Source organism: Aeromicrobium sp. (genome assembly GCF_050700635.1).
Classification (GTDB): Bacteria; Actinomycetota; Actinomycetes; order Propionibacteriales; family Nocardioidaceae; genus Aeromicrobium.
Map to the genome: position 1 here is coordinate 46,924 of NZ_JBOHDT010000199.1, position 24,801 is coordinate 71,724.

At 69.1% G+C, this 24,801-nt stretch carries 28 protein-coding genes; 15 read left to right on the forward strand and 13 right to left on the reverse strand.

The window, feature by feature from the left end; genetic code table 11:
* Nucleotides 1-78 precede the first annotated feature (78 nt).
* The 6 genes from ACRDPN_RS15665 to ACRDPN_RS15690 all read right to left on the reverse strand — a co-directional run bounded on the left by ACRDPN_RS15665 (nucleotide 79) and on the right by ACRDPN_RS15690 (nucleotide 5,069).
* The gene (locus ACRDPN_RS15665) at nucleotides 79-447 is read right to left on the reverse strand and encodes a HesB/IscA family protein (RefSeq protein WP_431449610.1); all 369 of its coding nucleotides are present in this window, start codon (nucleotides 445-447) and stop codon (nucleotides 79-81) included.
* Between the two features lie 100 nt (nucleotides 448-547).
* Nucleotides 548-1,657, reverse strand: a complete 1,110-nt coding sequence (locus ACRDPN_RS15670) for a glycerate kinase family protein (RefSeq protein ID WP_431449611.1) — start codon at nucleotides 1,655-1,657, stop codon at nucleotides 548-550.
* Nucleotides 1,654-2,928 (reverse strand): aminotransferase class I/II-fold pyridoxal phosphate-dependent enzyme, encoded by a 1,275-nt coding sequence (locus ACRDPN_RS15675; protein WP_431449612.1) that lies wholly within the window; start codon nucleotides 2,926-2,928, stop codon nucleotides 1,654-1,656. The genes ACRDPN_RS15670 and ACRDPN_RS15675 overlap by 4 nt, the downstream gene beginning before the upstream one ends.
* A gap of 10 nt (nucleotides 2,929-2,938) precedes the next feature.
* Complete coding sequence (gene pspAB / locus ACRDPN_RS15680; RefSeq protein ID WP_431449613.1) at nucleotides 2,939-3,517, reverse strand: PspA-associated protein PspAB; 579 nt, start codon at nucleotides 3,515-3,517, stop codon at nucleotides 2,939-2,941.
* A gap of 3 nt (nucleotides 3,518-3,520) precedes the next feature.
* Complete coding sequence (gene htpX, locus ACRDPN_RS15685; protein WP_431449614.1) at nucleotides 3,521-4,369, reverse strand: zinc metalloprotease HtpX; 849 nt, start codon at nucleotides 4,367-4,369, stop codon at nucleotides 3,521-3,523.
* A gap of 19 nt (nucleotides 4,370-4,388) precedes the next feature.
* A complete protein-coding gene (locus ACRDPN_RS15690) occupies nucleotides 4,389-5,069 on the reverse strand; it encodes a PspA/IM30 family protein (protein WP_431449615.1) in 681 nt (226 codons plus the stop codon).
* Nucleotides 5,070-5,121: 52 nt separating this feature from the next.
* On the opposite strand from ACRDPN_RS15690, the gene ACRDPN_RS15695 reads away from it, so the two are divergent.
* From ACRDPN_RS15695 to ACRDPN_RS15705, 3 genes are all read left to right on the forward strand, one after another.
* Nucleotides 5,122-5,421 carry a hypothetical protein gene (locus ACRDPN_RS15695; protein WP_431449616.1) on the forward strand — a complete coding sequence of 100 codons (300 nt, stop codon included), beginning with the start codon at nucleotides 5,122-5,124 and terminating at the stop codon, nucleotides 5,419-5,421.
* Between the two features lie 123 nt (nucleotides 5,422-5,544).
* The gene (locus ACRDPN_RS15700; RefSeq protein WP_431449617.1) at nucleotides 5,545-5,727 is read left to right on the forward strand and encodes a hypothetical protein; all 183 of its coding nucleotides are present in this window, start codon (nucleotides 5,545-5,547) and stop codon (nucleotides 5,725-5,727) included.
* 28 nt (nucleotides 5,728-5,755) lie between these two features.
* Nucleotides 5,756-6,304, forward strand: a complete 549-nt coding sequence (locus ACRDPN_RS15705; protein WP_431449618.1) for a DUF3043 domain-containing protein — start codon at nucleotides 5,756-5,758, stop codon at nucleotides 6,302-6,304.
* Nucleotides 6,305-6,315: 11 nt separating this feature from the next.
* On the opposite strand, the gene ACRDPN_RS15710 is transcribed toward ACRDPN_RS15705, so the two are convergent.
* From ACRDPN_RS15710 to gcvT, 4 genes are read right to left on the reverse strand one after another with little or no spacing between them, the layout of a single operon-like run.
* A complete protein-coding gene (locus ACRDPN_RS15710; RefSeq protein WP_431449619.1) occupies nucleotides 6,316-6,513 on the reverse strand; it encodes a hypothetical protein in 198 nt (65 codons plus the stop codon).
* Nucleotides 6,510-7,592, reverse strand: a complete 1,083-nt coding sequence (locus tag ACRDPN_RS15715; protein ID WP_431449620.1) for an amidohydrolase family protein — start codon at nucleotides 7,590-7,592, stop codon at nucleotides 6,510-6,512. The genes ACRDPN_RS15710 and ACRDPN_RS15715 overlap by 4 nt, the downstream gene beginning before the upstream one ends.
* Entirely contained in the window at nucleotides 7,592-8,923 is a 1,332-nt protein-coding gene (locus ACRDPN_RS15720) for an alpha/beta fold hydrolase (RefSeq protein WP_431449621.1), read from the reverse strand. Before ACRDPN_RS15720 ends, ACRDPN_RS15715 begins: the two co-directional genes overlap by 1 nt.
* A 2-nt stretch (nucleotides 8,924-8,925) precedes the next feature.
* The gene (gene gcvT / locus ACRDPN_RS15725) at nucleotides 8,926-10,029 is read right to left on the reverse strand and encodes a glycine cleavage system aminomethyltransferase GcvT (RefSeq protein ID WP_431449622.1); all 1,104 of its coding nucleotides are present in this window, start codon (nucleotides 10,027-10,029) and stop codon (nucleotides 8,926-8,928) included.
* A gap of 51 nt (nucleotides 10,030-10,080) precedes the next feature.
* Here gcvT and ACRDPN_RS15730 point away from each other — a divergent pair, with 51 nt between their 5' ends.
* From ACRDPN_RS15730 to ACRDPN_RS15740, 3 genes are read left to right on the forward strand one after another with little or no spacing between them, the layout of a single operon-like run.
* A complete protein-coding gene (locus ACRDPN_RS15730) occupies nucleotides 10,081-11,562 on the forward strand; it encodes a leucyl aminopeptidase (RefSeq protein WP_431449623.1) in 1,482 nt (493 codons plus the stop codon).
* Complete coding sequence (locus ACRDPN_RS15735; protein ID WP_431449624.1) at nucleotides 11,559-12,914, forward strand: serine hydrolase domain-containing protein; 1,356 nt, start codon at nucleotides 11,559-11,561, stop codon at nucleotides 12,912-12,914. The genes ACRDPN_RS15730 and ACRDPN_RS15735 overlap by 4 nt, the downstream gene beginning before the upstream one ends.
* Before the next feature lies 1 nt (nucleotide 12,915).
* On the forward strand, nucleotides 12,916-13,392 hold the full coding sequence (locus ACRDPN_RS15740; RefSeq protein ID WP_431449625.1) for an ASCH domain-containing protein: 477 nt from the start codon (nucleotides 12,916-12,918) through the stop codon (nucleotides 13,390-13,392).
* Between the two features lie 10 nt (nucleotides 13,393-13,402).
* Here ACRDPN_RS15740 and ACRDPN_RS15745 read toward each other — a convergent pair whose 3' ends face one another.
* Nucleotides 13,403-13,969: a hypothetical protein gene (locus ACRDPN_RS15745; protein WP_431449626.1), complete on the reverse strand. Its 567-nt coding sequence runs from the start codon at nucleotides 13,967-13,969 to the stop codon at nucleotides 13,403-13,405.
* Between the two features lie 111 nt (nucleotides 13,970-14,080).
* Here ACRDPN_RS15745 and lpdA point away from each other — a divergent pair, with 111 nt between their 5' ends.
* From lpdA to ACRDPN_RS15765, 4 genes are read left to right on the forward strand one after another with little or no spacing between them, the layout of a single operon-like run.
* Nucleotides 14,081-15,469 carry a dihydrolipoyl dehydrogenase gene (gene lpdA, locus ACRDPN_RS15750; RefSeq protein WP_431449627.1) on the forward strand — a complete coding sequence of 463 codons (1,389 nt, stop codon included), beginning with the start codon at nucleotides 14,081-14,083 and terminating at the stop codon, nucleotides 15,467-15,469.
* An 18-nt stretch (nucleotides 15,470-15,487) separates the two neighbouring features.
* A complete protein-coding gene (gene sucB, locus ACRDPN_RS15755; RefSeq protein ID WP_431449628.1) occupies nucleotides 15,488-17,785 on the forward strand; it encodes a 2-oxoglutarate dehydrogenase, E2 component, dihydrolipoamide succinyltransferase in 2,298 nt (765 codons plus the stop codon).
* Between the two features lie 8 nt (nucleotides 17,786-17,793).
* Nucleotides 17,794-18,684 (forward strand): TIGR01777 family oxidoreductase, encoded by an 891-nt coding sequence (locus ACRDPN_RS15760; protein ID WP_431449629.1) that lies wholly within the window; start codon nucleotides 17,794-17,796, stop codon nucleotides 18,682-18,684.
* Nucleotides 18,684-19,187 carry a DUF664 domain-containing protein gene (locus ACRDPN_RS15765; protein WP_431449630.1) on the forward strand — a complete coding sequence of 168 codons (504 nt, stop codon included), beginning with the start codon at nucleotides 18,684-18,686 and terminating at the stop codon, nucleotides 19,185-19,187. The genes ACRDPN_RS15760 and ACRDPN_RS15765 overlap by 1 nt, the downstream gene beginning before the upstream one ends.
* Nucleotides 19,188-19,189: 2 nt before the next feature.
* Here ACRDPN_RS15765 and ACRDPN_RS15770 read toward each other — a convergent pair whose 3' ends face one another.
* Nucleotides 19,190-19,615 (reverse strand): hypothetical protein, encoded by a 426-nt coding sequence (locus tag ACRDPN_RS15770; protein ID WP_431449631.1) that lies wholly within the window; start codon nucleotides 19,613-19,615, stop codon nucleotides 19,190-19,192.
* Nucleotides 19,616-19,683: 68 nt separating this feature from the next.
* Here ACRDPN_RS15770 and lipB point away from each other — a divergent pair, with 68 nt between their 5' ends.
* The 3 genes from lipB to ACRDPN_RS15785 are packed head-to-tail and all read left to right on the forward strand — an operon-like array spanning nucleotide 19,684 to nucleotide 22,104.
* A complete protein-coding gene (lipB, locus tag ACRDPN_RS15775; RefSeq protein WP_431449632.1) occupies nucleotides 19,684-20,409 on the forward strand; it encodes a lipoyl(octanoyl) transferase LipB in 726 nt (241 codons plus the stop codon).
* A gap of 23 nt (nucleotides 20,410-20,432) precedes the next feature.
* The gene (gene lipA, locus ACRDPN_RS15780) at nucleotides 20,433-21,386 is read left to right on the forward strand and encodes a lipoyl synthase (RefSeq protein WP_431449640.1); all 954 of its coding nucleotides are present in this window, start codon (nucleotides 20,433-20,435) and stop codon (nucleotides 21,384-21,386) included.
* A 10-nt stretch (nucleotides 21,387-21,396) separates the two neighbouring features.
* The gene (locus ACRDPN_RS15785; protein ID WP_431449633.1) at nucleotides 21,397-22,104 is read left to right on the forward strand and encodes a DUF4191 domain-containing protein; all 708 of its coding nucleotides are present in this window, start codon (nucleotides 21,397-21,399) and stop codon (nucleotides 22,102-22,104) included.
* Between the two features lie 4 nt (nucleotides 22,105-22,108).
* Here the strand turns inward: ACRDPN_RS15785 and ACRDPN_RS15790 are convergent, their stop codons facing one another.
* Nucleotides 22,109-22,483 carry an RDD family protein gene (locus ACRDPN_RS15790; RefSeq protein ID WP_431449634.1) on the reverse strand — a complete coding sequence of 125 codons (375 nt, stop codon included), beginning with the start codon at nucleotides 22,481-22,483 and terminating at the stop codon, nucleotides 22,109-22,111.
* Nucleotides 22,484-22,522: 39 nt separating this feature from the next.
* On the opposite strand from ACRDPN_RS15790, the gene ACRDPN_RS15795 reads away from it, so the two are divergent.
* Nucleotides 22,523-23,443, forward strand: a complete 921-nt coding sequence (locus tag ACRDPN_RS15795; RefSeq protein WP_431449635.1) for an aldose 1-epimerase family protein — start codon at nucleotides 22,523-22,525, stop codon at nucleotides 23,441-23,443.
* Between the two features lie 120 nt (nucleotides 23,444-23,563).
* Nucleotides 23,564-24,801 (forward strand): type I glutamate--ammonia ligase (gene glnA, locus ACRDPN_RS15800; protein ID WP_431449636.1); only part of this gene is annotated, 1,238 nt, incomplete at its 3' end.

The following is a 24,801-nucleotide window of genomic DNA, read 5'->3' on the forward strand; positions in this document are numbered from 1 at the left end:
CGGTGCGCCTCTAGTGGATCTCGATACGGTCGCTCGTTCCTCGCGACCTACTCGATCTCGTGACGGGCGCTTTGCGCATCAGTGAAACGAGTCGCCGCAGGCGCAGGATCCGGTGGCCGTCGGGTTGTCGATGGTGAAGCCCTGCTTCTCGATGGTGTCGACGAAGTCGATGGAGGCACCGTGCAGGTAGGGAAGGCTCATGCGGTCGACGACCACGTTGACGCCGTCGAACTCGCGGATCTCGTCGCCGTCGAGAGTGCGCTCGTCGAAGAAGAGCTGGTAGCGCAGACCGGAACAGCCGCCGGGCTGGACGGCGATGCGGAGCGCGAGGTCGTCGCGGCCCTCCTGCTCGAGCAGGCTCTTGACCTTGGCGGCAGCACCTTCACTGAGGAGGATTCCCTCAGTGGCCGGGGCCGTGGTCTCGGTGCTCGTGCTGTCGACAGTCATCTCATCTCCCTGATGGGTTGCGTCACACGGTGCAACGCTCGGGGTGCGTTGCTCATTCCATGGTACGCGCCCTCACCCACCGTGCCGCCCATTGACCTGCCTACCGCCGGGGCGACCACGTGCGCGCGACACGTTCGGCGAGCGTGGCGAGCGAGCCGTACGGGTCCGCCAGCGCGCGGTCGACCCCGACGCGGTCGGCCGCCGCGTAGGCCGACTCGACGCCCATCGCCCGCATCTCACGCGAGCCGACGGTGACCTGGCCGGCCAGGACGATGCACGGTCGGGCTTCGGCGGCCGCGGCGGTGGCGACGCCGTGCACGACTTTGCCGCTTCGGGACGAGTGGTCGTAGGTGCCCTCACCGGTGACGACGAGGTCGTGGTCGCGGCAGGCGGCCGCCAGACCGACTGCATCGGCGACGAGCTCGACGCCCGGACGGGTGCTCGCCCCGAGCAGCAACAGCGCGAAGGCGAGCCCTCCGGCCGCGCCGGCCCCGGGCTGCTCGGCCACCCGGCGATCGGCCGGGGCCGAACCGCAGGCCGCCACGACCAGCTCGTCGAGGATGCGGTCGACGACGAGGATGTCGTCCTCGGGCAGACCCTTCTGCGGGCCGAACGTCTTGGTGGCTCCGAACATGCCGAGCAGCGGGACGTCGACGTCGGTGGCGGCGACGAGTGTGACTCCGTCAAGGCGCTCACGTGCACCGCTGAGGTCGAGACGGGTGATGTCGCGGAGCCCGTCGGGGCCACGATCGAGCGGCACGTCGGCTGTGGCTCCGAGCGCCCCGAGCAGCCCCGCTCCCCCGTCGTTGGTGGCGCTTCCGCCCAGGCCCAGCACCACGGTCGTGGCGGCGGCGCCGACGGCGGCAGCCACGGCCTCGCCGACACCGGCCGTGGTCGCGTGCCACGGGTCGGGGGCGTCGAGGAGTGGATGACCGCAGGCCTGCGCCGACTCGACGTAGGCCACGTCGTCGCTGATCAGCAGGGTGACCGGCGTGGGTCGGCCGAGGGGGCCGGACACGGTGACGACCTCGAGGTCGCCACCCAGGGAATCGTGCAGGACGTCGACGAAACCGGGACCGCCGTCGGCCATCGGCAGGGCGGTGAGCTCGTCGTCAGGAGCGTGCCGGGCCCAGCCGTCGATGACGGCACGGGCAGCCTCGGGCGCGGTGAGCGTACCGGCGAACGCGTCCGGCGCCACGAGCACCCTCATTCAGGGGCGAGGTGCTGCTCGGCGGCGGCCAGCAGCACACAGGTGGCGAGACCGTCCATGGCCGTGGTCAGCTCGTCGAGCGACGGAAAGCTCGGGGCGATCCGGATGTTGCGATTGCGCGGGTCCTGGCCATACGGGAAAGACGCACCGGCGGGGGTCATCGCGATGCCGGCTTCGCCGCACAGCTCCACGACGCGGCTCGCGGTGCCGTCGACGACGTCGAGGCTCACGAAGTAGCCACCCTTGGGCTCCGACCAGGTCGCGACGTCGTGCGGTCCGAGCCGCTCGCGCAGGATCGTGAGCACGGCCTCGAACTTGGGCGCGAGGATCTCGCGGTGCTTATTCATGAGGCGATGAACGCCCTCGACGTCGCCCAGGTAGCGCGCGTGACTCAGCTGGTTGACCTTATCGGGGCCGATGGTGCGTTTGCCGAGGTTGCCCAGGTACCACTCGATGTTCTCCGCCGAGCTGCCCAGGAAGCACACGCCGGACCCGGCGAAGGTGATTTTGGACGTCGAGGCGAACACGATCGCGCGGTTCGGGTTCCCGGACGCGGCGCAGAGACCGACGATGTCGGCCGTCTTGGTGCGCTCCTCGGTGAGGTGGTGCACGGCGTAGGCGTTGTCCCACAGGATCCGGAAGTCCGGGGCGGCGGTCTCGAGCGCAGCGAGCTCGGCGGCGACGGCCTCGCTGACCACCGCGCCGGACGGGTTGCCGTACGTGGGCACGAGCCAGATGCCCCTGACCGACGGGTCGGCGGCCAGCTCACGGACGGCCGCCATGTCGGGGCCGTCATCGTGCATCTCGACCGGGACCATCCTGATGCCGTATCGCTCGGTGAGTGCGAAGTGACGGTCGTAGCCGGGCACCGGGCAGATGAAGGTGACCTCGTCCTCGTCGACCCATGGGCGGGGCGAGTCGGGCGTGCCCCTGAGCAGGGAGAACACGACCGTGTCGTGCATCATCGCGAGGCTCGCGTTGTCGCCCGCGACGACCTGATCGACCGGAACCTGCATGATCTCGGCGAAGATCTCGCGCAGCTCGGGCAGGCCGTTCAGCCCGCCGTAGTTGCGCGTGTCGGTGCCCTTGGAGTCCTTGTAGTCGTCGCCGGGCAGCGAGAGCAGCTCGGTGGAGAGGTCGAGCTGTTCCGGGGAGGGCTTGCCCCGGGTGAGATCGAGCTTCAGCCCGGCCTTCTGCAGAGTGCGGTACGCATCGAGCTGCTCGTCGTGGAAAGCCTGGACCTGGTCGCGGGTGAGGGAATCGAACGTCACGATCACCAACCTATCCCGCCGGATCGAGGCCGGGGGCGCCCCACAGCGCGAGCCAGCGGTCGAGCTTGGGCTCGACCGGGACGTCGCTGTCGACGAGGCCGCGCATCTGCAGCTCGAGGGCGTTGTCACGCTTCTGCCCGGCCAGCGGGACGAACGGGTAGAACGAGCCCTGCTTGAAGAGGTAGACGAGCGCGCAGGGTCCGCCGGCGGGCGTCGTGAACAGCACCGTCGAGCAGAGCAGCCCGGCACCGAAGCGCGCATCGACCAGCGACGAGTTGGCTGCATGCAGGTCCGTGACGAGCCCGGAGACGTCCCCGGCCGCGCGCGTGACCGTGAGCCAGCGGAACCCGTGCGCGTCGTCGCTGATCTCGACCTTCGAGGCAGCATCGGTGGTGATGAGAGCATTCGCGTCGTCGATGACGGCGTCGTCGGCCTGGCCCTCGGCGTCACGGAAGCACACGGCCCCGAGCCCGGTGGCAGCGAACCCCGCGACCTGCAGCGAGAGCGCCGCCTGCGGGACCGCGAACAGCACGTCGAGGTCTGCGGGTGGCGGAGCCGAGCGCCCGAGGATGGAGTCGAGGAATCCCATCGGTCAGACCGGCTCGCCGAGTTCGGAGCCGACCTTGGCCAGCTGGTCCAGACGCTGCTGCAGCGGCGGATGGGTCGACATCATCGCGCCGATCGACTCACGGTTGATGGCCGGCGCGATGAAGAACGCGCTGAGCGCCTGCGCGTCGCGGAGATCCTTGTTCGGGATGCGGCTCATCTCACCGGAGATCTTGACCAGCGCCGACGCCAGCTTGGACGGCCGGCCGGTGAGGTAGGCCCCGCTGCGGTCGGCGCTGAGCTCGCGGTAGCGCGACAGCGCCCGTGTGAGCAGGAAGCTGACGAAGTAGACGGCCATGCTGACCAGGAACACCGCGAAGAACGGCAATCCACCGCCATCGCGGTTGCGACCGCCGCCGAAGTAGAACCCCCACCGGGTGATGAACCCGGCCAGCAGTCCGAGCGACGAGGCGACCGTCATCACCGAGACGTCGCGGTTGGCGACGTGCGCGAGCTCGTGCGACAGGACCCCTTCGAGCTCCTCGGCGTCGAGCCGCTGCATGATGCCGGTGGTGACACAGACGACCGAGTGGCTCGGCGTGCGTCCGGTGGCGAAGGCGTTGGGCATGTCCGTGACGGCGACCGCCACGCGTGGCTTGGGCATGTCGGCGAGGACGCACAGCCGGTCGATCATGGCGTGCAGCTCGGGTGCCTGTTCGGGAGTGACCTCGCGTCCACCGATGGACTTCAGCGCGAGCCGGTCGGAGAAGTACCACTGGCCCCAGGCCATCGCGACGGTGATGACGAGGCCGAACAGGGCGCTGCCGGAGTAATAGATGAGCACGACGCCGAAGGCGACGTAGAGAGCGCCGAGTCCCAGGCCGACACCGCCCATGCGAAGGCTCAGGCCTTTGTCACTGCGAAATCTGCTGCGGGCCATCGCCCTTTCCTTCCAGCTCCGCATCGAAGCGACGCTGTTCGGCGTCGTCGGCGCTCTCCCCCGGTGCACTGATGATGCCGCCCTCGACGAGCTCGTCGACGGCGTCGGCCTTGGCCTCCAGCTCACGGGTGTGACGCTCGGCCGCCTCCATGGCCTGGTTGACGTCACTCATCGATGACGCGATGCCGCTGCCGGCCCCGGTGATCTCGGCGCGGGCCGCGGCGGCGGAGTGCCGAGCCGAGAGGGTGTCCTTGCGTCGCCGGAAGTCCTCGATGCGTTGCTCGAGGTCGTCGGCGGTGCCGATGAGCTTCCGCTCCTCGGACTGCAGCGCGCCGTGTCGCTTGCCCAGATCGGAGGCGGCCTTCTCGAGCGTGACCTTTCGCGTGAGCGCCGCCCGTGCGGCGTCGTCGTCGCCGCGGCCGACCGCGGCCTGCGCCTCGGCGTCGAGGGTCGCGGCCTCCTGGGCCAGCCGGGCCAGCTGGACCTCGACCCGCTTGCGGCTGGTGGCGACGTCGGCCACCCCACGGCGCACCTTTTGCAGGTGGCTCAGCTGGGAACGGTAGGTCTCGTCGAGCCGGTCAGCCAGAGCCTCGACGTCCTCGCCATCGTGACGGCGGGAGCGGAAGATGTTCGCGATGCGCTGACCGATCCCCATGCCGCAAGAGTACGGGTACAGTCGTCGAGCCGGTTGGCTCGACCGTCGCCTGGTGATCGGGGGAAATGGCGTGGTCGAGGTCCGCCGGCGTCGCACCGTCGACGTCGTTGTGCTGGTCTTGCTAATGGTCGTCGCCGGTATCGCGTGCTTCGTCACCAGCGTCGTCTGGCTGGCCGACTTCGACGTCTCCGATCCGAACACCGGCATCGCAGGCTTCTCGTCGACGGTGCTCGCCATCACGATCGTCGCCGCGCTCGCGGCCACGGCTGGGCGGCGCTCGGCCAGAGCCGGCAGCATCACCCTCCTCATCGGTCTCGTGCTGGCCGCGGTCGTCTGGGTCGGGGCGCTGTGACCCCTTCCTGTCGTCCTGCTCGGCTCGAGCGAGGACAGGGTTCGATCGACTTCGTCGGCATCGTCATCGTCGCGGCGATCCTGCGTCGAGAACGGCGCGACGGTCACACCCGTCGCCGTCGACGTGGGCGACGAATCGGTCGTTTGGGACTTCGAACAGGACGGCGCACCGCCCTTCCGCACGCTGGTCTTCCGCCGCGACGACGTCGTCGTGGTCCTCGTCGCCGTCGGCCAGCCAACCGTGCCGCAGGACGAACAGATGGCGATCGCCGAGTCGATCGATGGACGGCTGTCCGGCGACAGCTGACCCGTGGCGGCCCGGGTAGGGTGACCGCGTGGATGAGAACACCGAGGGCGCCAGGGCCGGAGACAAGGGCAAGGCGACGCCCAGCCGCAGGGAGGCCGAGGCAGCCCGCAAGAAGGCCATGAAGACGCCCGTCACGCGCAAGGAGCAGATGAAGCGCGAGCGCCAGGCCCGCGCGCAGATCCGCGAACGTCAGCAGGCGGCTCTGAAGTCCGGCGACGAGAAGTACCTACCCCTCCGCGATCGCGGACCGGTGCGCAGGTTCACCCGCGACTACATCGACCGGCGGTACATCGTCGCCGAGTTCCTGCTGCCCATCCTCCTCATCTCGTTCATCATCACCAGCATCCCGCGGGTGGCGGGCTTCGGTCTGTTCTTGTGGGTCGTCGTCACCCTGCTCACCGTTGTCGACGAGTTCATCCTCGTGCGCCGGTTGAAGAAGGAAGTGGCCCGGCGCTTCCCCGGGGAGAGCGCCAAGGGCATCACGCTGTACGTGCTCCTCCGCAGCACCCAGCTGCGCCGGTTCCGCCTCCCGAAGGCGCAGATCGCCCGCGGCGCCCCCCTGCCTGAGCGGTACTAGGGAGACGTGCCCTAGCTGTCGGCACGCAGCGACATCGGCCCGTAGACCTCGGTGTCGCCGTCGAAGAGACGCACCTGGTCGATGCCTTGCTCGACCAGATCGGCGAACGACTCCCCCACCCACGACTCGGCGTCGCTGCGGCTGTCGAAGGTTTCTGACGTACCCACCGACTCGCCGGCAGCGTTCTCCAGGCTCCAGGTCCAGCTCATGTCAGGTCTCCTTCGTCACGGATGCGGTACACGCGCCGGGCGACGTCGCGCACGAGGTTGGTCAGGTCTGCGTCCGAACCCAGGACGTCGGTGACGAGCCGCAGGGTCGCGGGAAGCGACAGCTCCGCCTTGTCGATCGGAAAGTTCGACGCCCACATCGTGCGGTCGGCCCCGAAGGTGTCGTGGACGTGACGGATCAGAGGCGCGACGTGTTCGGTCAGCTCCGCCACTGAATCGGCGTCCAGCGGTCGTGACCGGTTGCTCCCCAGCAGCGGCATGCCCAGACCGGAGTGCTTCGCCACCACGTTCGGCAAGGCCGCGAGGGCAGAGATGTCCTCGCGCCAGCGGGCAAGCAGCGCGGACCGCTCCTGGGCGGTGCGTCCGGTGCTCTTCCCGCGCGGACCCAGCAGTCCCACCGGTGTGGCGTAGTGATCGAGCACGAACGTGGTCTCGGGATACTCCTGAGCCAGCGTGAGCGCGTCGGGCAGCTGGTGGGAGAAGCACCAGACGTCGAAGCTCAGGCCGCGTTCCGCGATGGCGGCGAAGCCCTTCACGAACGAGGGGTCGCTCAGCAGGTGCGGCTGGTCGGCGAAGTCACGCACGCCCGGGTCCGGATGGTGCGCCGCAACGCACCGCACGCCGCGCACGAGTGGATTGACGTCGAGATGCTCGTCCAGGATCGCGCCGGCGTCGTCGAAGCGCGGGTCGACATGCACCACGAGGGCCCCCAGTGTGGGTGCGCCGTCCTGGCCGAACGGGAGCGCGCTCAGCCACCGGGTCTCGTCCACCACTTCACGACGCTCGTCGCACTGCCATTCGCTCTCGATGTGCACGATCGTGGCAACCGGGACCTCGGAAGCGTCAGCGCGGTGGTCGGCCGGCAGGTAGGGCTTGAGGACGTGGTGGGGGTGCCCGATGAACTCCCGGTCCGCTCGGGGCGCCACCCACCGCATGGCGCGCGGAATGCGAGGCAGTGGCCGAAACACACGCGCCATCGCGGCGGTGGCACGGGGGGTCGTCAACGGATCCCAGAGGTGGATGTGAGGGTCGATGACCCCCGAAGGCCATGGTGTCGTCATCAGCGATCGACCGCGAAGAGTCGCCACGTGTCGGGGACACCTTTGAGAACGTGCTCGCCGCGTTCGGAGAAGGCGATCCCTGATCCCGCGACGAGGTCCTTGACCGTGCCCGAGACCAGGACGTCGCCGGTCTCGGCCAGCGCTCCGACCCGCGCGGCGATATGCACGGCGATGCCGGCCACGTCGTCGCCGACGAGCTCGACCTCGCCGGTGTGCAGCCCGACCCGCACCTCGATCCCGAGCGGCTTGACGGCATCGGTCACGGCGAGCGCACACCGGATGGCGCGCGCCGGGCCGTCGAACGTGGCGAGCATCCCGTCGCCCAGGGTCTTGATCTCGCGGCCGCTGAATCGGGTGAGCTCGCGACGGATCGCCTCATTGCACGCTTCGAGCAGATCACGCCACGGACGATCGCCCATCGCGGCAGCGCGCTTGGTCGAGTCGACGATGTCGGTGAACATCACCGTCGCCAGGACGCGGTCGATCTCGGTGGCGCGGCGAGCCCCGGTGAGGAACTCCTCGATCTCGTCGATGACAGCGTCGGTGTCGCCGGCGTACAGCGCGTGGTCGATGCCCTCCAGCTCGACGTACTTGGCTCCGGGGATCTGTGCCGCCATCCACTCCGCTCCGCGGCGGTTGACCGCCTGGTCGCCGCGGCGGTGCAGGACCAGGGTCGGCACGTCGATGGTCGGCAGGATCGGGCGCACGTCGATGTCGAGGAACATGAGGAAGACCTGTTCGAGCATCGCCGGGGTCGCGGCGTACCGCTGGAAGCGGGCGAACATCTCCCGTGCTCGCGGGTCGTCGGCCATGCTCGGCGCCATGACCTCGATCGCGGCGCCTTCGAACATGTGCGGCGCCATCTCGAGCGACGACTCGATCAGCGCGTCCGCCGGCGTGGCCCAGGGATAGTCCGGTGCCCACGTCGATCGGGCCATGCTCCCGTAGAGCACGAGCCCGGTCGTCAGCTCCGGGTGGGTCGCCGCGAACAGGATCGACATCGGCGCCCCTTCGGACACCCCCATCAGACCCGCCCGCTCCGACCCGGCTGCCTCCATGACGGCACGGACGTCGTCCATCCGCTCCTCGAGCGTAGGCGCGCCGACGACGGGGTCGGACAGCCCGGTGCCGCGCTTGTCGAACATGATCAAGCGGGCGAACGACGTCAGGCGCTCGATCATGTGGACGACCGGCGGCATCTCCCACGCGAGCTCCAGGTGCGAGATGAAGCCGGGCACGTAGATGAGGTCGATGGGGCCTTCCCCGACCACCTGATAGGCGATGGACACCTCACCCGAGCGCGCGTACTTGGTCTTCGGCTGGGTGATCATCGTCATTCCTCGCGAGTCTTCGGCTCCACGAACGGCGGCTTGGTGACGATGAAGGCCTCCTGGCGTCCGCGGACGTCGACGAGCACCGTCGAGCCGTCCTCGACCGATCGGTCGAGCAGGGCCAGGCCGATGCCCTGACGCAACGAGGGTGAGAACGTGCCCGACGTGACCTCGCCGAGCTCGGCGCCTCCATCGTCTGCGACCACCGTCATGCCTGGACGCGGGATGCCCCGGCCCTGCGCGAGGAGGCCGCGGATCGTCGGGACCGTCTTCTCGGCGCGCTGTTGCGCCAGGGCGTCCTTGCCCCAGAACGAGGGCTTGTCCCAGCCGACCGCCCAGCCGGCACGTGCCATGACCGGGCTGATCTCGGCCGACAGCTCGTGGCCATGCAGCGGGTAGCCCATCTCGGTACGCAGGGTGTCACGGGCGCCGAGACCGCACGCCCGGATGCCGTGCGGCTCACCGGCCTCGATCAACGCGTCCCAGACGTCGAGGGCTCCCTCGGACCGCACGATCAGCTCGTACCCGCGCTCGCCGGTGTAGCCGGTGCGGCAGACCGTGAGCTCCTGGCCGGCGATCTTGCCGTCGGCGAACGACATGTACTCGTGGTCGACGGGCAGGTCGAGCGCGGTGAGCACTTCGTCGCTCAGCGTGCCCTGGATGGCCAGCACCGCGTGCTCGCGGTGCTGGTCGGTGACCTCGATGCCGTCGGGTGCCGCCGCACGCAGCCGCTCGACGACCGCCGCGGTGTTTGCCGCGTTCGGCACGAGGAACACCTCGAACTCGCCGCGGAGGTAGACGATGAGGTCGTCGATCGTGCCGCCGTCGTCGTCGCAGCAGAGGGTGTACTGCGCCTTGCCGGGCTGGATGCGCCCGAGGTCGTTGGTCAGGCAGGAGTCGACGAAGGCGGCTGCACCGGCACCCCTCACGAGCGCCTTGCCCAGGTGGCTCACGTCGAACAGCCCGACCGCGTTGCGCACGGCAGCGTGCTCAGCGAGAACACCCCCGCCGGCGAACTCCAGAGGCATGTTCCAGCCGCCGAACTCGGCGAACTTCGCGCCGAGCGCGACATGTCGGTCGTGCAAGGGCGAGTGGAGCAGATCCATGGCCGCAAACCTATCGCGGGCCCGCCGATGACCCTGACCTACAGTGTCGCCATGGTCTCCGTTTCCCTGAGCACGTCCAAGCCGACCACCGCCCGAGCGGACGCCCTCATCCTCGGAATCAGGAGTGATGACGACCGCGATGTCTTCGCCCCGAGCCTCGAGGCGGTCGGCTTCACCGGCGAGAAGGGTCAGGTCGTCACGTTCCCGGGCGGTGACCTCGCCCGCGCTCGCGTCGTCGTCGCGGTGGCGATGCCGTCAGAACCCACCGCCGAGGAGCTTCGACGTGCCGCCGGCGAAGGCGTGCGAGCAGCTCTCAAGGCCTCGGCGACCACGGTGGCAGTTGCGCTCCACCCGGCTGGAGTCCACGAGGTCGGCGCCATCGCCGAGGGTGTCGAGCTCGGCGCCTACAAGTACGACGTCTACAAGTCTTCGAACCGCAGCTCGGGTCGCGGCAAGGGCAAGGCGAAGGCCAAGAAGGACGTCACGCTCATCTCGGCAGTGGTGCTCAGCCCCTTCGCCCGCCAGAGCACGGCGACTCGTGCCGTCGACCGCGCCGCCACCGTCGCGGGAGCCGTGAACGCCGCCCGCAACTGGACCAACACCCCGCCCGGCGACCTCCGTCCGCCGGCGTTCGCGGACGCGATCACCGACTACGCCGGTGACAAGGTCAAGGTCACCGTCTGGGACGAGAAGCGGATGGCCAAGGAGAACTGCGGCGGGATCCTCGGCGTCGGCGCCGGGTCCGATGCGCCGCCGCGGCTGGTGTGCCTGACCTACGACCCGCCCGGTGCCAATGGCCACCTGGCTCTGGTCGGCAAGGGGATCACGTTCGACTCCGGCGGACTCTCCATCAAGCCGGGAGCGTCGATGCAGACCATGAAGCTCGACATGGCCGGCGCCGCCGCCGTCGTTGCGGCCACCGTCGCGATCGCGGAGCTGGAGCTTCCGGTCAAGATCACGGCGTTCGCGTGCATCGCCGAGAACATGCCCAGCGGCACCGCCACGCGTCCGGGTGACGTGCTCAAGATGCGCAGCGGAGCGACCGTCGAGGTCCTCAACACCGACGCCGAAGGGCGCCTCGTGCTCGGCGACGGGCTGGCGCTGGCAGTCGAGGCCAAGCCCGACCACATTGTCGACGTCGCAACCCTCACCGGCGCGTGCGTCGTGGCCCTCGGTGACCGGACGGCGGGAATCCTCGGCAACGACGACGACTTCCGCGACGTGGTGTTCGCCGCATCGAAGACGAGCGGCGAGGCGATGTGGCCGCTGCCGATCGTCGAGGAGATGAAGGAGAAGGTCAACTCCTCGAACGTCGCCGATCTGCGCCAGCACAATCCCAAGCCCGCCGGCGGCACCTTGTTCGCCGCGGCGTTCCTGCGCGAGTTCGTCGGCGACATCCCCTGGGCGCATCTCGACATCGCCGGGCCGTCGTTCAACGACGACTCCGCCCGCGGCTACACGCCCAAGGGCGGAACCGGCGTCGGCGTGCGCACCTTGGTGCAGATCGCCACCGAGCTCGCCGAAACCCGGTGACTCGCCTCGAGGCCGCCACCGCTCTCGCCCTGTCGCACCGCCTCGCCACCGAGCAGTCCGAGCACCGTCTGCCGTCCGTCGTGGCCGGCGTCGTGCGCGACGACGAGCTGGTGTGGTCCGACGCGTGTGGCACCCTCGACGGCCGACCCGACAGCACGGTTCCCGACGCCAGCACTCAGTACCGCCTCGGCTCGATCAGCAAGACGTTCGTCGCCGTCGAGCTCATGCGGCTGCGTGACGAGGGTCGGCTCGATCTCGGCGACACGATCGGCACGCACCTGCCCGAGGTCGACTTCGGCCAGGTCACGGTCGCCCAGCTGCTCACCCACACGTCCGGCCTCCAGGCCGAGACCGACGGGCCGTGGTGGGAGCGTGCCCCGGGCGAGCCGTGGGACGCCCTCGTCGCATCGTCCCCGCAACTCCGATTCACACCGGGAACCCGTTTCCACTACTCCAACGTGGGCTATGCCGTGCTCGGTGAGGTTGTTGCGCGGCTGCGCGGAGAGCCGTGGCACGCGGCCGTCAAGGCGGGCATCCTCGACCCGCTCGGCATGGCGCGCACCACCGTGAGGCCAGAGCCGCCCGTCGCGCCGGGCCTCGCGGTGCACCCGTTCGCCGACGTCCTCCTGCCAGAGCCCGAACACGACGCGGTCGCCCTGGCACCCGCCGGCCAGTTGTGGTCGACCGTCACCGATCTCGCCCGATGGGCCACGTTCCTCGGCGGGCACACGGGCGACGTCCTTTCGTCAAAGACGCTCGACGAGATGCTGCACCCGGTCGCGATCAACGACGTCCCGGACGCCGCATGGAGTGGAGCGCACGCGCTCGGGTGGCAGATGTGGAACGTCGAGGGTCGGCGGTTCGCCGGCCACGGCGGCTCGATGCCGGGCTTCCTCGCGGTGGTGCGCGTCGACGTCACGAGCGGCGACGGCGTCGTTCTGCTCACCAACGCCACGTCAGGCCTAGGCACCGGCGCGACGGACCTGCTCAATCTGCTCGCCGAAGCCGAGCCGCACCCACCCGAGCCGTGGTCGGCTGACGCGACGCAGGTCGAGGCCCTCGAGCTCACCGGCGAGTGGTTCTGGGGAACCCAGCGATTCACGCTCGCGCTCCAACCCGACGGTGGCCTGCTGCTCGGCACGCCCGGCGAGGGCCGCGGTGCCCACTTCGTCCGTAGCGACGATGGCTGGATCGGCCTGGAAGGCTACTACGCCGGCGAACCCCTCACGGTGCGCCGCGACGCCGACGGCCGCCCGATTCAGCTCGACCTCGCGTCGTTCGTGTTCACCCGCGCGCCGTACGACCCGGCAGCCGAGATTCCGGGCGGTCTCGACCCCGAAGGCTGGCGCTGACGTGTCCGCTTCGCTCTGGCAGGAGTACGTCGCAGCTCATCCCGAGCACCGGGAGGAGCAGCCCCCGGTCGATGCCTTCGGCGACTCGGCGGCCATGGCGGACGAGCTGCTCGAGCTCGTCCTGACCGGCCCCAAGCGGGCCACCGCCGGTCCGCTCGCCGCCTACGAGTTCGACGGAGAGAGCATTCCGGTGGCCGGTTCCCACTGGGTCGCCACCGACGGGAGCGGCGCTGAGCGGGTCGTGCTGCGCACCGTCGAGGTCTGGGTCGGGCCGCTTGACAGCGTCGACGATGCCTTCGCGTACGACGAGGGTGAGGGCGACCGCACGCGCGAGTACTGGCTCGACGTCCACCGCCGGTTCTTCAGCGGCCAGGCCGAGCAAAGGGGCATCCCCACACCCGACGGGCCCGACTCCATGGCGTGCGTGTTCGAGCGCTTCGAGGTCGTCTGGCCGCCGGAGCACGCCGACGGAGGCTGAGACCCGAACGTCAGCGGCCCTCGCCCTGAAGGCCGAGGGTGCGGGCCGCGGTCTCGACCTCGTCCCATGCGGTGCGGTCTCCACCGCGCCGGTCCGGATGCGAGCGCGAACGAGCGAGCCGCCAGATGCGCCGCAGCTCCTCGTCGTCCGGTTCGCCCGTGGTCTGGCCGACACCGGCGATGGACTCCAGGGCGGAGATCGCGGCGCGCTCCCGCGGTGATCGCGACGTGGTGTACGCGGCACCGCTTGCGGATGTGGACGGGCCCTCACCACGACCCGACACGCGCATCGAGTAGTCGCGCATCCGCTGTGGGTAGCCGACCCGGTTGGTGTCGTAGACGGGGATGCCGACTTTGCGCGCGAAGTCTGCGGCAGCCTGCGGAGAGGCGAACCGGCGTCGGGTGAACTCGCCGTCGCTGGCCACGAGCAGCAGGGTCGTCTGGGTGACCGATGTCTGTGGTTCGACGAAAGCCTCGACGCCCGTGCGCGCGGTGGCCCACTCGCGAAGCTGCGCGAGGTCGTCCTTGGTGGCCTTCCGGCCACCCTTCTCGCCGCGACGACGGCTGAACAAACCCATGGGCCAAGTGTGCCCGACGGGGTGGAGCGTCATCACGCGTGTGGCCCGGTGGCATGGTCGACCGGGGTGGTGACAAGATGCAGGCGAAGGATCCAGCACCGGGAGGCGACAGTGGCGGACAGCCCTGCGGACACCAATAACAACTTCGACATCGTGATTCTCGGGGGTGGCAGCGGCGGCTACGCCTGTGCACTCCGAGCGGTCCAGCTGGGCCTGTCGGTCGCACTGGTCGAGAAGGGCAAGCTCGGGGGAACCTGCCTGCACACGGGCTGCATCCCCACGAAGGCCCTCCTGCACGCCGCCGAGGTCGCCGACGCCTCGCGTGAGAGCACCATGTTCGGCGTCAAGAGCACCTTCGACGGCATCGACATGCCCCAGGTCAACAAGTACAAGGACGGTGTCGTCAGCCGCCTCTACAAGGGTCTTCAGGGTCTGATCAAGGCGGGCGGCATCACCGTCGTCGAGGGCGAGGGCAAGGTCGTCGCAGACAAAACCGTCGAGGTCGACGGCACGCGCTACACGGGCAAGAACCTCGTGCTGGCCACCGGCTCATTCGCTCGCACGCTGCCCGGTCTCGAGATCGGCGGGCGCGTCATCACCAGCGAGGAAGCGCTGACGATGAGCGAGGTGCCGGGCGACGTCGTCATCATCGGCGGCAGCGTCATCGGCGTCGAGTTCGCGTCGGTCTGGAAGTCCTTCGGTGCTGAGGTCACCATCGTCGAGGCGCTGCCCACGCTGGTCCCGCTCGAGGATCCTGCGCTCGCCAAGCAGCTCGAACGAGCCTTCCGCAAGCGCAAGATCAACTTCAGGACCGGCGTCAAGTTCAGCGGCGTCGAGCAGAAGGACTCCGGCGTCCAGGTCTCGCTCGAGAACGGCGACACGATCGACACCGAGCTCGTTTTGGTGGCGGTGGGCCGCGGCCCCAGGTCCGAGGGGCTGGGCTTCGACGAGGCCGGCATCACCACCGAACGCGGCTGGGTGCCCACCGACGAGCGACTGCACACCAACGTCGACGGCGTCTTCGCGGTCGGCGACCTCGTGCCGGGTCTCCAGCTCGCGCACCGCGGCTTCGCGCACGGCATCTTCGTGGCCGAAGAGATCGCCGGGCTGAAGCCGCAGCCCGTCGTCGACTCCGGCATCCCGCGCGTCACGTATTGCGAGCCGGAGGTGGCCTCGGTCGGCCTCACCGAGCCGGAGGCGCGCGACAAGTACGGCGACGTCGACACCTACGAGTACAACCTCGGTGGCAACGGCAAGAGCCAGATCCTGCAGACGGCCGGATTCGTCAAGCTCGTCCGCGAGAAGGACGGACCGATCGTCGGTGTCCACATGATCGGCGCCCGGTTCGGCGAGCAGGTCGGCGAGGCCTCGCTCATCGTCAACTGGGAGGCCTTCCCCGAAGACGTCGCGCAGTTCGTGCACGCGCACCCCACACAGAACGAGTCCCTCGGGGAAGCGTCGCTGGCCCTCGCCGGCAAGCCCCTCCACGCCCACGCCTGACCGGATCTGAGGACACCCATGGCCACGTCTGTCACCCTTCCTGAACTCGGCGAGAGCGTCACCGAGGGCACCGTCACCCGCTGGCTCAAGGCCGTGGGCGACGATGTCGCCGTCGACGAGCCACTGCTCGAGATCTCCACTGACAAGGTCGACACCGAGATCCCCTCCCCCGTCGCCGGAACGCTCCTGGAGATCAAGGCAGACGAGGACGAGACGATCGAGGTCGGTGCCGAGCTCGCGGTGATCGGCGAGTCCGGAGAGTCTTCGGGCGGAGACGACGGCGGCCAGGCCGAGGAAGCGCCGGCCGAGGAGAGCAAGGCCGAGGAGCCGGAGCCCGAGAAGGAGGCTGAACCCGAGCCGGAGCCCGAGCCTGAGGCGAAGGCCGAGGCTGAGCCAGAGCCCGCCGCGTCGGAGCAGGAACCGCACCTTGACACCAAGCAGACCGGCGAAGGCACGGCGGTGACGCTGCCGGAGCTCGGCGAGAGCGTCACCGAGGGAACCGTCACACGCTGGCTCAAGGCCGTCGGTGACGATGTCGCCGTCGACGAACCGCTGCTCGAGATCTCCACCGACAAGGTCGACACCGAGATCCCCTCCCCGGCCGCTGGAACGTTGCTCGAACAGAAGGTGGCCGAGGACGAGACCGTCGAGATCGGAGCCGAACTCGCGGTGATCGGCGAGTCCGGTGAGTCGAGCGGGGGCGACGAGGGCGGCGGCGAGTCCGAAGAAGCGCCGGCCGAGGAGGACAAGGCCGAGGAAGCGCCGGCCGAGGAGGCCAAGGCCGAGGAGCCCGAGCCCGAGCCAGAGAAGGAGAAGGAAGCCGAGCCGGATAAGGAAGCCGAGCCTGAGCCTGAGCCCGAGGCGAAGTCCGAGTCCGAGTCGGAGCCGGCCCCGGAGGAGCAGGAACCTCATCTCGACACCAAGGAGACCGGCGAGGGTACCGCCGTGGTGCTGCCCGAGCTCGGCGAGAGCGTCACCGAGGGCACCGTCACCCGCTGGCTCAAGGCCGTGGGCGACGAGGTCGCCGTCGACGAGCCGCTGCTCGAGATCTCCACCGACAAGGTCGACACCGAGATCCCCTCCCCCGTCGCCGGAACGCTGCTCGAGATCAAGGCCGACGAGGACGAGACGGTCGAGGTCGGTGCCGAGCTCGCGATCATCGGCGAGGCCGGTTCTGCGCCCGCTCAGGACGATGCGAAGGACGAACCCGCGAAGGAAGCAGAGCCGGAACCAGAACCAGAACCAGAGAAGGAAGCGGAGCCCGAGAAGGAGCCCGAGAGCAAGAAGGAGCCCGAGCCGGCGTCGACCTCGTCCGCGCCGCCCGAGCCGGAGAAGGCCCCCGCGCCACCGCCGCAGCCTTCACCCGCGCCCGCCACGTCAGGCGCGGACACCCAGGGCGGCGGCGACACCTACGTCACCCCGATCGTGCGCAAGCTCGCGAAGCAGCACGGCGTCGATCTCGCGGCGATCACCGGCACCGGTGTCGGCGGTCGCATCCGCAAGCAGGATGTTCTCGATGCCGCCGAGAAGGCACCCGCGGCCCAGGCGGCGCCGGCCCAAGCCGAGTCCGCCGCCCCGAAGGAGCCGTCGCCGCTGCGCGGCAAGACCGAGAAGGTGACGCGCTTGCGCCGCACCATCGCGACGCGCATGGTCCAGTCGCTGCAGGTCTCCGCGCAGCTGACCCAGGTGTTCGAGGTGGACGTCACGGAGATCGCCCGGCTGCGCGCTCGCCACAAGGAGGCGTTCGCCGAGCGGGAGGGTGCCAAGCTCACGTATCTGCCGTTCTTCGCCAAGGCCGCGATCGATTCACTCAAGTCCCACCCAAAGGTCAACGCGGCGCTCGACCTCGAAGAGGGGACGATCACGTACCCCGCCGGAGAGCATCTCGGCATCGCCGTCGACACCGAGAAGGGTCTGATCGTCCCGACGATCCGCGACGCCGGCGACCTGTCGATCGCCGGCCTGGCCCGCAAGATCGCCGACGCGGCCGAGCGCACCCGGACGAACAAGATCACTCCTGACGAGCTGTCCGGAGCCACGTTCACCATCACGAACCTCGGCAGCAACGGCGCCCTGTTCGACACGCCGATCATCAACCAGCCGCAGGTCGCCATCCTCGGCGTCGGCTCGGTCGTCAAGCGACCGGTGGTCCTCGAGGACGCACAGATGGGCGAGAGCATCGCGGTGCGCCACATGGCCTACCTCGCGCTCACCTACGACCACCGCGTCGTCGACGGCGCCGATGCCGGCCGATTCCTGACGGCCGTCAAGGAGCGACTCGAGAACGGGTCGTTCGAGGCCGAGCTGGGGTATTGATCAGCACCATGCACGTCGTCGTCGGTGGCGCCTCCGGCTTCCTGGGTTCTGCGCTGGTCGCCCACCTGCGTGGAGAGGGTCATCAGGTCACTCGGCTGGTGCGCACCGACGACGCAGCCGCCGACGCGTCTCCGTGGGACCCCCGCACGGGGCGCATCGACCAGATCGTCATCGATCGTTCCGACGCCGTCGTCAACCTCTCCGGAGCAACGGTCGCGCGGTGGCCGCGCACCAGCCGCTATCGCCGTGAGCTGTTGGCCTCGCGCATCGACGCCACCACGACGCTGGCGCGTGCCGTGGCCGCGTCCGACAGCCACCCGGCACTCCTGTCAGGGTCGGCGATGGGCATCTACGGCCCCGACCGCGGCGACGAGGTCCTCACCGAGTCCAGCGAGCTCGGCAGCGGCTTCCTCTCCGAGGTCGTCCAGCGGTGGGAGCTGGCCACCGCCCCGGCTGCCGATGCGGGCTCGCGGGTGTGTTTCCTGCGCACCACGCTCGCCCTCGATCCGAAGGGTGGGCTGCTGGCACCGCTGTTGCCGATGTTCAAGCTCGGCGCCGGTGCTCGACTCGGCTCAGGGCGTCAATTCATGACGATGGTCTCGCTGCACGACTGGCTCCGCGCCGTGACGTTCTTGCTGGAGCAACCTGAGGCGTCCGGCCCATTCAACATCGGCATGCCGGAGGCACCGACGAATGCCCGGTTCACCGATGCACTCGGGGACGCGCTGCGCCGCCCGACGGTGCTCGTCGCCCCGACCATCGTTCTCAAGGCGGTGCTCGGGGCCGTGTCCGACGACCTGCTCGGCTCCCTGCGAGTCGAACCGGCCGCGTTGATCAAGGCCGGCTTCACCTTCGAGCACCCGGACATCGACTCCGCGCTCGACGCTGCCCTGCGCTGATGCTCCCCGAACCTGCGGCCGACGCCACAGACCCGGCCGATCTGCTCGTCCTCCACCTGGACTTCTTCCGCGCGGAAGTCGTGCGCAAGCTGGCCGGGCTCGATGATCCGGCTCTCGACGCCACCTTGGTTCCCTCCGGCTGGACGCCGCGACAACTCCTGAACCATCTGGTGCGGATGGAGCAGCGCTGGTTCGTCTGGGGATTCCTCGGCGAGGACGTCGGCGATCCCTGGAGCGACCACGACGCGGACGGCGCGTGGCAAACCGACGCCGATCTCGATGACCTGGTCGATCAGCTCACCGCCGGCGGCCGACGCACCACGACGGTCCTGCGTGAGCACGAGCTCACCACGCCGTCGGCCACCACCGGCCGGTTCAGCGACCAGGAGGACGTTCCCACCCTCCTCGCCGTCGCGTTCCACGTGCTCCAGGAGTACGCGAGGCACACCGGTCACCTCGACATCGTCCGCGAGCTGACGGACGGCCTGACCGGCGAAGAGTGACCTCAGCGCACAGCAGCGACACGCCAGCCGTCTTGCGTCCGGTCCAGGAGAACCGTGCGTCGCGTCGGGCGATCTCGCGGTAGCTCACGTGGACCACCGGCGTCCGTGTGAACCCGGGAGGGGCCGAGGCGGTCGACGACGTCGAGCACGAGGCGACGTGACGTCTGGTCAGTCACGCGACACGACTCACGGACCAGCCGCAGGCCCTCGAGCCGCAACCCGCGCTCGCGGTACGACTGCAGCACCTCGACGTCGGCATGTGCTGCCCGCTCGTCGACGTAGACGTCACGGAGTCGGGCCCACTCGCCGCTGACGAACGCCTCCGTGCGGACGACGTCGAGCCCACCCAGGACGAGGCACTCCGGGTCTTCGTCGGCGCCGCCCAAGAACCCCGCAAGCAGCCAGAACAAGCTCATCAGCGCATTCACGCGGCCAGTCTCACGATGTCCGACTGGCCGGACTGAACCCCATCCACAACCGAAGTAGGCTGAGGAACGTGAGCCTGAGGATCCTGGACGACTGGTACGGCGAGCGCGCCCTGCCGTATGAAGAGGCCTGGGAGCTGCAACGCCAGCTGCTCATCGAGCGCGCGGACGACGTCATCGGCGACACCGCCCTCTTCCTCGAGCACCCACCCGTCTACACGGCCGGCAAGCGCACGGAGCCGCACGAGCGACCGCTCGACGGCACCCCCGTCGTCGACGTCGACCGCGGCGGAAAGATCACCTTCCACGGGCCGGGCCAGCTCGTCGGCTACCCCATCACCAAGCTCCCGTCGCACGTCCTGGTGGTCGACTACGTCCGGCGGGTCGAGGAAGCCCTGATCCGCGCCGTGGCCGACTTCGGCGTCACCGTCGGACGCGTTCCGGGACGCTCGGGCGTCTGGCTGCCAGCCGACGAGACGCGCATCGAGCGCAAGATCGCCGCGATCGGCATCCGGGTCTCGCGCGGCGTCACGATGCACGGGTTCTCGCTCAACGCCAACGTCGACCTGTCGTGGTACGACCGGTTCGTTCCGTGCGGCATCGCCGACGCGGGAGTCACATCGCTGAGCGTCGAGCTGGGCCGTCGGGTCACCGTCCCGGAGGCCGCCGGCGCCCTCGCTCCGCACCTCCGCGAGCTGCTCCGGTGGGACGCCTACGTGCCGTCGGCCGACCTCGAGTCGTCCCCGCGCGAGGGCGCGCCGACCGTTCCCGTCGGCCACGTAGGGTGGACGATGTGACGATCGCTCCTGAAGGCCGCAAGATGCTGCGCCTCGAGGTCCGCAACGCCGAGACCCCCATCGAGAAGAAGCCGCCGTGGATCAAGACCCGGGCGAAGATGGGCCCTGAGTACAACGAGCTCATGAACCTGGTGAAGAGCGAGGGTCTGCACACGGTCTGCCAGGAGGCCGGTTGCCCCAACATCTTCGAGTGCTGGGAGGACCGCGAGGCCACCTTCCTCATCGGCGGCGAGCAGTGCACCCGGCGCTGCGACTTCTGCCAGATCGACACCGGCAAGCCCGATCCCCTCGACCGCGACGAGCCCCGCCGCGTCGCCGAGAGCGTCCGGAAGATGCAGCTGCGCTACTCGACGATCACGGGTGTCGCGCGTGACGACCTCCCCGACGGTGGTGCCTGGCTGTACGCCGAGACCGTCCGGCAGATCCACGAGCTCAACCCCGGCACCGGCGTCGAGAACCTCATCCCCGACTTCAACGGCATCCCCGAACTGCTCGAGCAGGTCTTCGACTCCCGCCCGGAGGTGCTCGCCCACAACGTCGAGACCGTGCCGCGCATTTTCAAGCGCATCCGGCCGGCCTTTCGCTACGACCGCTCTCTCGACGTCCTCACGCAGGCACGGGCCTACGGTCTGGTCACCAAGAGCAACCTCATCCTTGGCATGGGCGAGACCCGTGAGGAGATCAGCCAGGCGATGCGCGACCTGCACGATGCCGGCTGCGACCTGCTCACCATCACGCAGTACCTCCGCCCGTCCGTCCGACACCACCCGGTCGAGCGGTGGGTCAGGCCCGAGGAGTTCGTCGAGCTCAACGACGAGGCCGACGAGATCGGCTTCGCCGGCGTGATGTCCGGCCCGCTGGTGCGGTCCTCGTACCGGGCTGGCCGGCTCTACGGTCAGGCGGTGGCCGCCCGCGCCGGTTCCGGCGACCCGGTCGTCGGTCATGCGGGCGAACCGACCGTGCTGGTCCAGTCGTAGACTGGCTCGCATGTCGAACGCCACCCCCGAACCCGCCAAGGGACGCCTGCGCCAGATGCGCCAGGCGTACAAGATCACCAAGCGCACCGACCGCAATCTCGGGCTCATCCTGCTGCTGTGGTTCCTGGTCGTCGGTGGCGTGTTCGCGGTCGTCGCGCTCCTCGTCTTCGGCCTGGGCTGGATGGGCATCGCCACCGCGTCGGTCTTCGGCGTGCTCACCGGCTTGCTCGCGCTGCTCATCGTCTTCGGCCGTCGGGCCGAGAGATCCGCGTACATGCAGGTCGAGGGCCAGCCCGGTGCCGCCGCCGGTGCCCTCCAGATGCTGAAACGCGGCTGGGACGTCAAGCCCGCCATCGCGTTCACCAAGAACCAGGACGTCGTGCACCGCGTCGTCGGACGTCCGGGGATCATCCTCGTCGGAGAAGGAAACACGGCTCGGGTCCGCGGCCTGCTGAGCGGCGAGCGCAAGAAGCACGTCCGCATCGGCGGCGACGAGATCCCCGTTCACGAGATCGTGGTCGGCAACGGCGAGGGCGAGATCAAGCTCACGAAGCTCAACAAGCACATTCAGAAGATGAAGAAGACCATCAAGCCGGCCGACCAGACGGCCCTGAGGAACAAACTCAAGGCGCTCGACGCGATGCGTCCGGCTGCCCCCATGCCCCGCGGCCCGATGCCGACGAGCATGAAGGGCGCCCGCAAGATGATGAAGGGCTGATCCCTCAGGGAGACGCGCTCTGGAACCGGATCACGCGCGAGCCGGCCGCCAGGTCGTGGAGGCCCCGGCGCTCGTCGGTCATCACCAGGGCGGGAATGACGAGCGACAGCAGGAACGTGCGCAGCAGCGCCCTCGGCACTCCGATCGGGCCACCGTCGTGTCCCTCGACGCGTAGACCAGCCAGACGCTTGCCGATCGAGAATCCCAGCAGCCCGACGAGCAGACCGACCTCGACGATGAAGACACCCGAGACGATGAACGAGTCGCGGAGCCCCTCGGGTGGCACCGCGGTTTGCGCCACCACCGCGGCGCTGAGCACGGCGACGAACCAGTCGATGACCAGCGCGACGAGGCGTCGACCCAGGGACACGGACTGCACGTCCCGGAGACTACACAGCGGTACGCAAGACTGGACGTCGTGATCGACGACATGCATGCGCCGTCCGGTCGCCAGTACGAGATCGGTCACGGAGTCCAACGCGCGGCGATCGTGGAGGTCGGCGGCGGGGTCAGGGAATACGAGGTCGATGGCCGCGCGGTACTCGACCCCTATCCGGTTGACCGGATGGCCGACGGGGCACACGGCGCTCCACTCATCCCGTGGCCGAATCGGGTGCGCGACGGTCGATACCGATTCGACGGCGTCGATCACCAGCTCGCCGTGACGGAGCCGACGCGCGGTAACGCCATCCATGGTTTGCTGCGTTGGCGCTCGTGGCGCCCCCTCGACATCGGGCCGCATCACATACGGATGGGCATACGTCTGCACCCGGAACCCGGCTATCCGTTCGCCCTCGACGTGTCCGTCGAGTACCTGCTGGACGAGCACGGGCTGACGGTCACGACGACGGCATCGAACGTCGGCGACACGGCCTGCCCGTACGGATGCGGGCAGCATCCGTACCTGTCCGGTGGCACCGGTCTCATCGACACCTGCACCCTGCAACTCGAAGCCGACACCCGGGTCCTCACCGACGCTCGCGGTCTGCCGACCGACCGCGAGCCCGTCGACGGCACGCCGTTCGACTTCCGGAACCCACGTCCGTTGGGCGACCTGCGCGTGGACTCGGCGTTCACCGATCTCGCCCGCGATGACGCCGGACGGGCACGGGCGCAGTTGGCGGGCCCGGATGGCCGGGTCGCCGGGCTGTGGGTCGATCACCACCACACCTACATTGAGATCTTCACCGGTGACACGCTCGAGCCGCACCGACGTCGCCGCGGCCTGGCCTGCGAGCCCATGACGTGCCCACCCGACGCGTTGAGCACCGGCATCGACGTCATCCGTCTCGAACCGGGTGGCTCGATCACCACGAGCTGGGGCGCCGTCCTTCGGTGAGGCGGGCGGTCGTCAGGGCTTGTAACATGCCCGAAACAAACCGTTGACGGTCGGGAAACTGCCCCGACATAGCGTGTGGACACAAGCGATGGCCGCGACGAGAGCGGCCGAGGAGGCCCCATGTTCGGCAACGCCGACGAGCTGTTCAAGTTCATCAAGGACGAAGGTGTCGAGTTCATCGACGTGCGGTTCACCGACCTGCCCGGCATCCAGCAGCACTTCAGCGTGCCGATCTCTTCGTTCGACCAGGGTGCCTACGACAACGGCTTGGCGTTCGACGGCTCCTCCGTGCGCGGCTTCCAGAGCATCGACCAGTCCGACATGCAGTTGCTGCCGGACCCGACGACCGCCTACGTCGATCCGTTCCGCCAGCACAAGACGCTCGCGATGGACTTCTACGTCCACGACCCCATCACCGGCGAGGCGTACTCCCGTGATCCGCGCAACATCGCCCGGAAGGCCGAGGCCTACCTCGCCACCACCGGGATCGGCGACACGGCTTTCTTCGCGCCCGAGGCCGAGTTCTACATCTTCGACCGCGTCTCGTACTCCACCAGCGAGGCCGAGTCCTACTACAGGATCGAGTCGACCGCCGGAGCCTGGAACACAGGGGCGGACATCCAGGACAACCGCGGCTACAAGGTGCGTTACAAGGGCGGCTACTTCCCCGTCACCCCGACCGACCATTTCGCCGATCTCCGCGGCGAGATGATGACCAACCTCGAAGCGGTGGGCCTCACCGTCGAGCGCGGGCACCACGAGGTCGGCACCGCCGGCCAGGCCGAGATCAACTACAACTTCAACTCGTTGCGTGCTGCCGCCGACGACATCATGAAGTTCAAGTACATCATCCGTAACACGGCGTGGGCGAACGACAAGACCGTCACGTTCATGCCCAAGCCGATCTTCGGCGACAACGGCTCAGGAATGCACTGCCACCAGTCGATCTGGAACGACGGCGAGCCGTTGTTCTACGACGAAGCCGGCTACGGCGGACTGTCCGACACCGCCCGCCACTACGTGGGCGGACTCCTCAAGCACGCGCCGTCCCTGCTTGCGTTCACGAACCCGACGGTGAACAGCTACCACCGCCTCGTGCCCGGCTTCGAGGCCCCGATCGCGCTCGTCTACTCGGCCCGCAACCGCTCGGCCTGCGTGCGCATCCCGATCACCGGTTCGAACCCGAAGGCCAAGCGCATCGAGTTCCGCTGCCCCGACCCGTCGGCCAACCCGTACCTCGCCTTCTCGGCGCTACTGCTGGCCGGCCTCGACGGCATCAAGAACAAGATCGAGCCGCCGGCCCCGGTCGACAAGAACATCTACGAGCTGCCGCCGGAGGAGTACGCACAGATCGACCA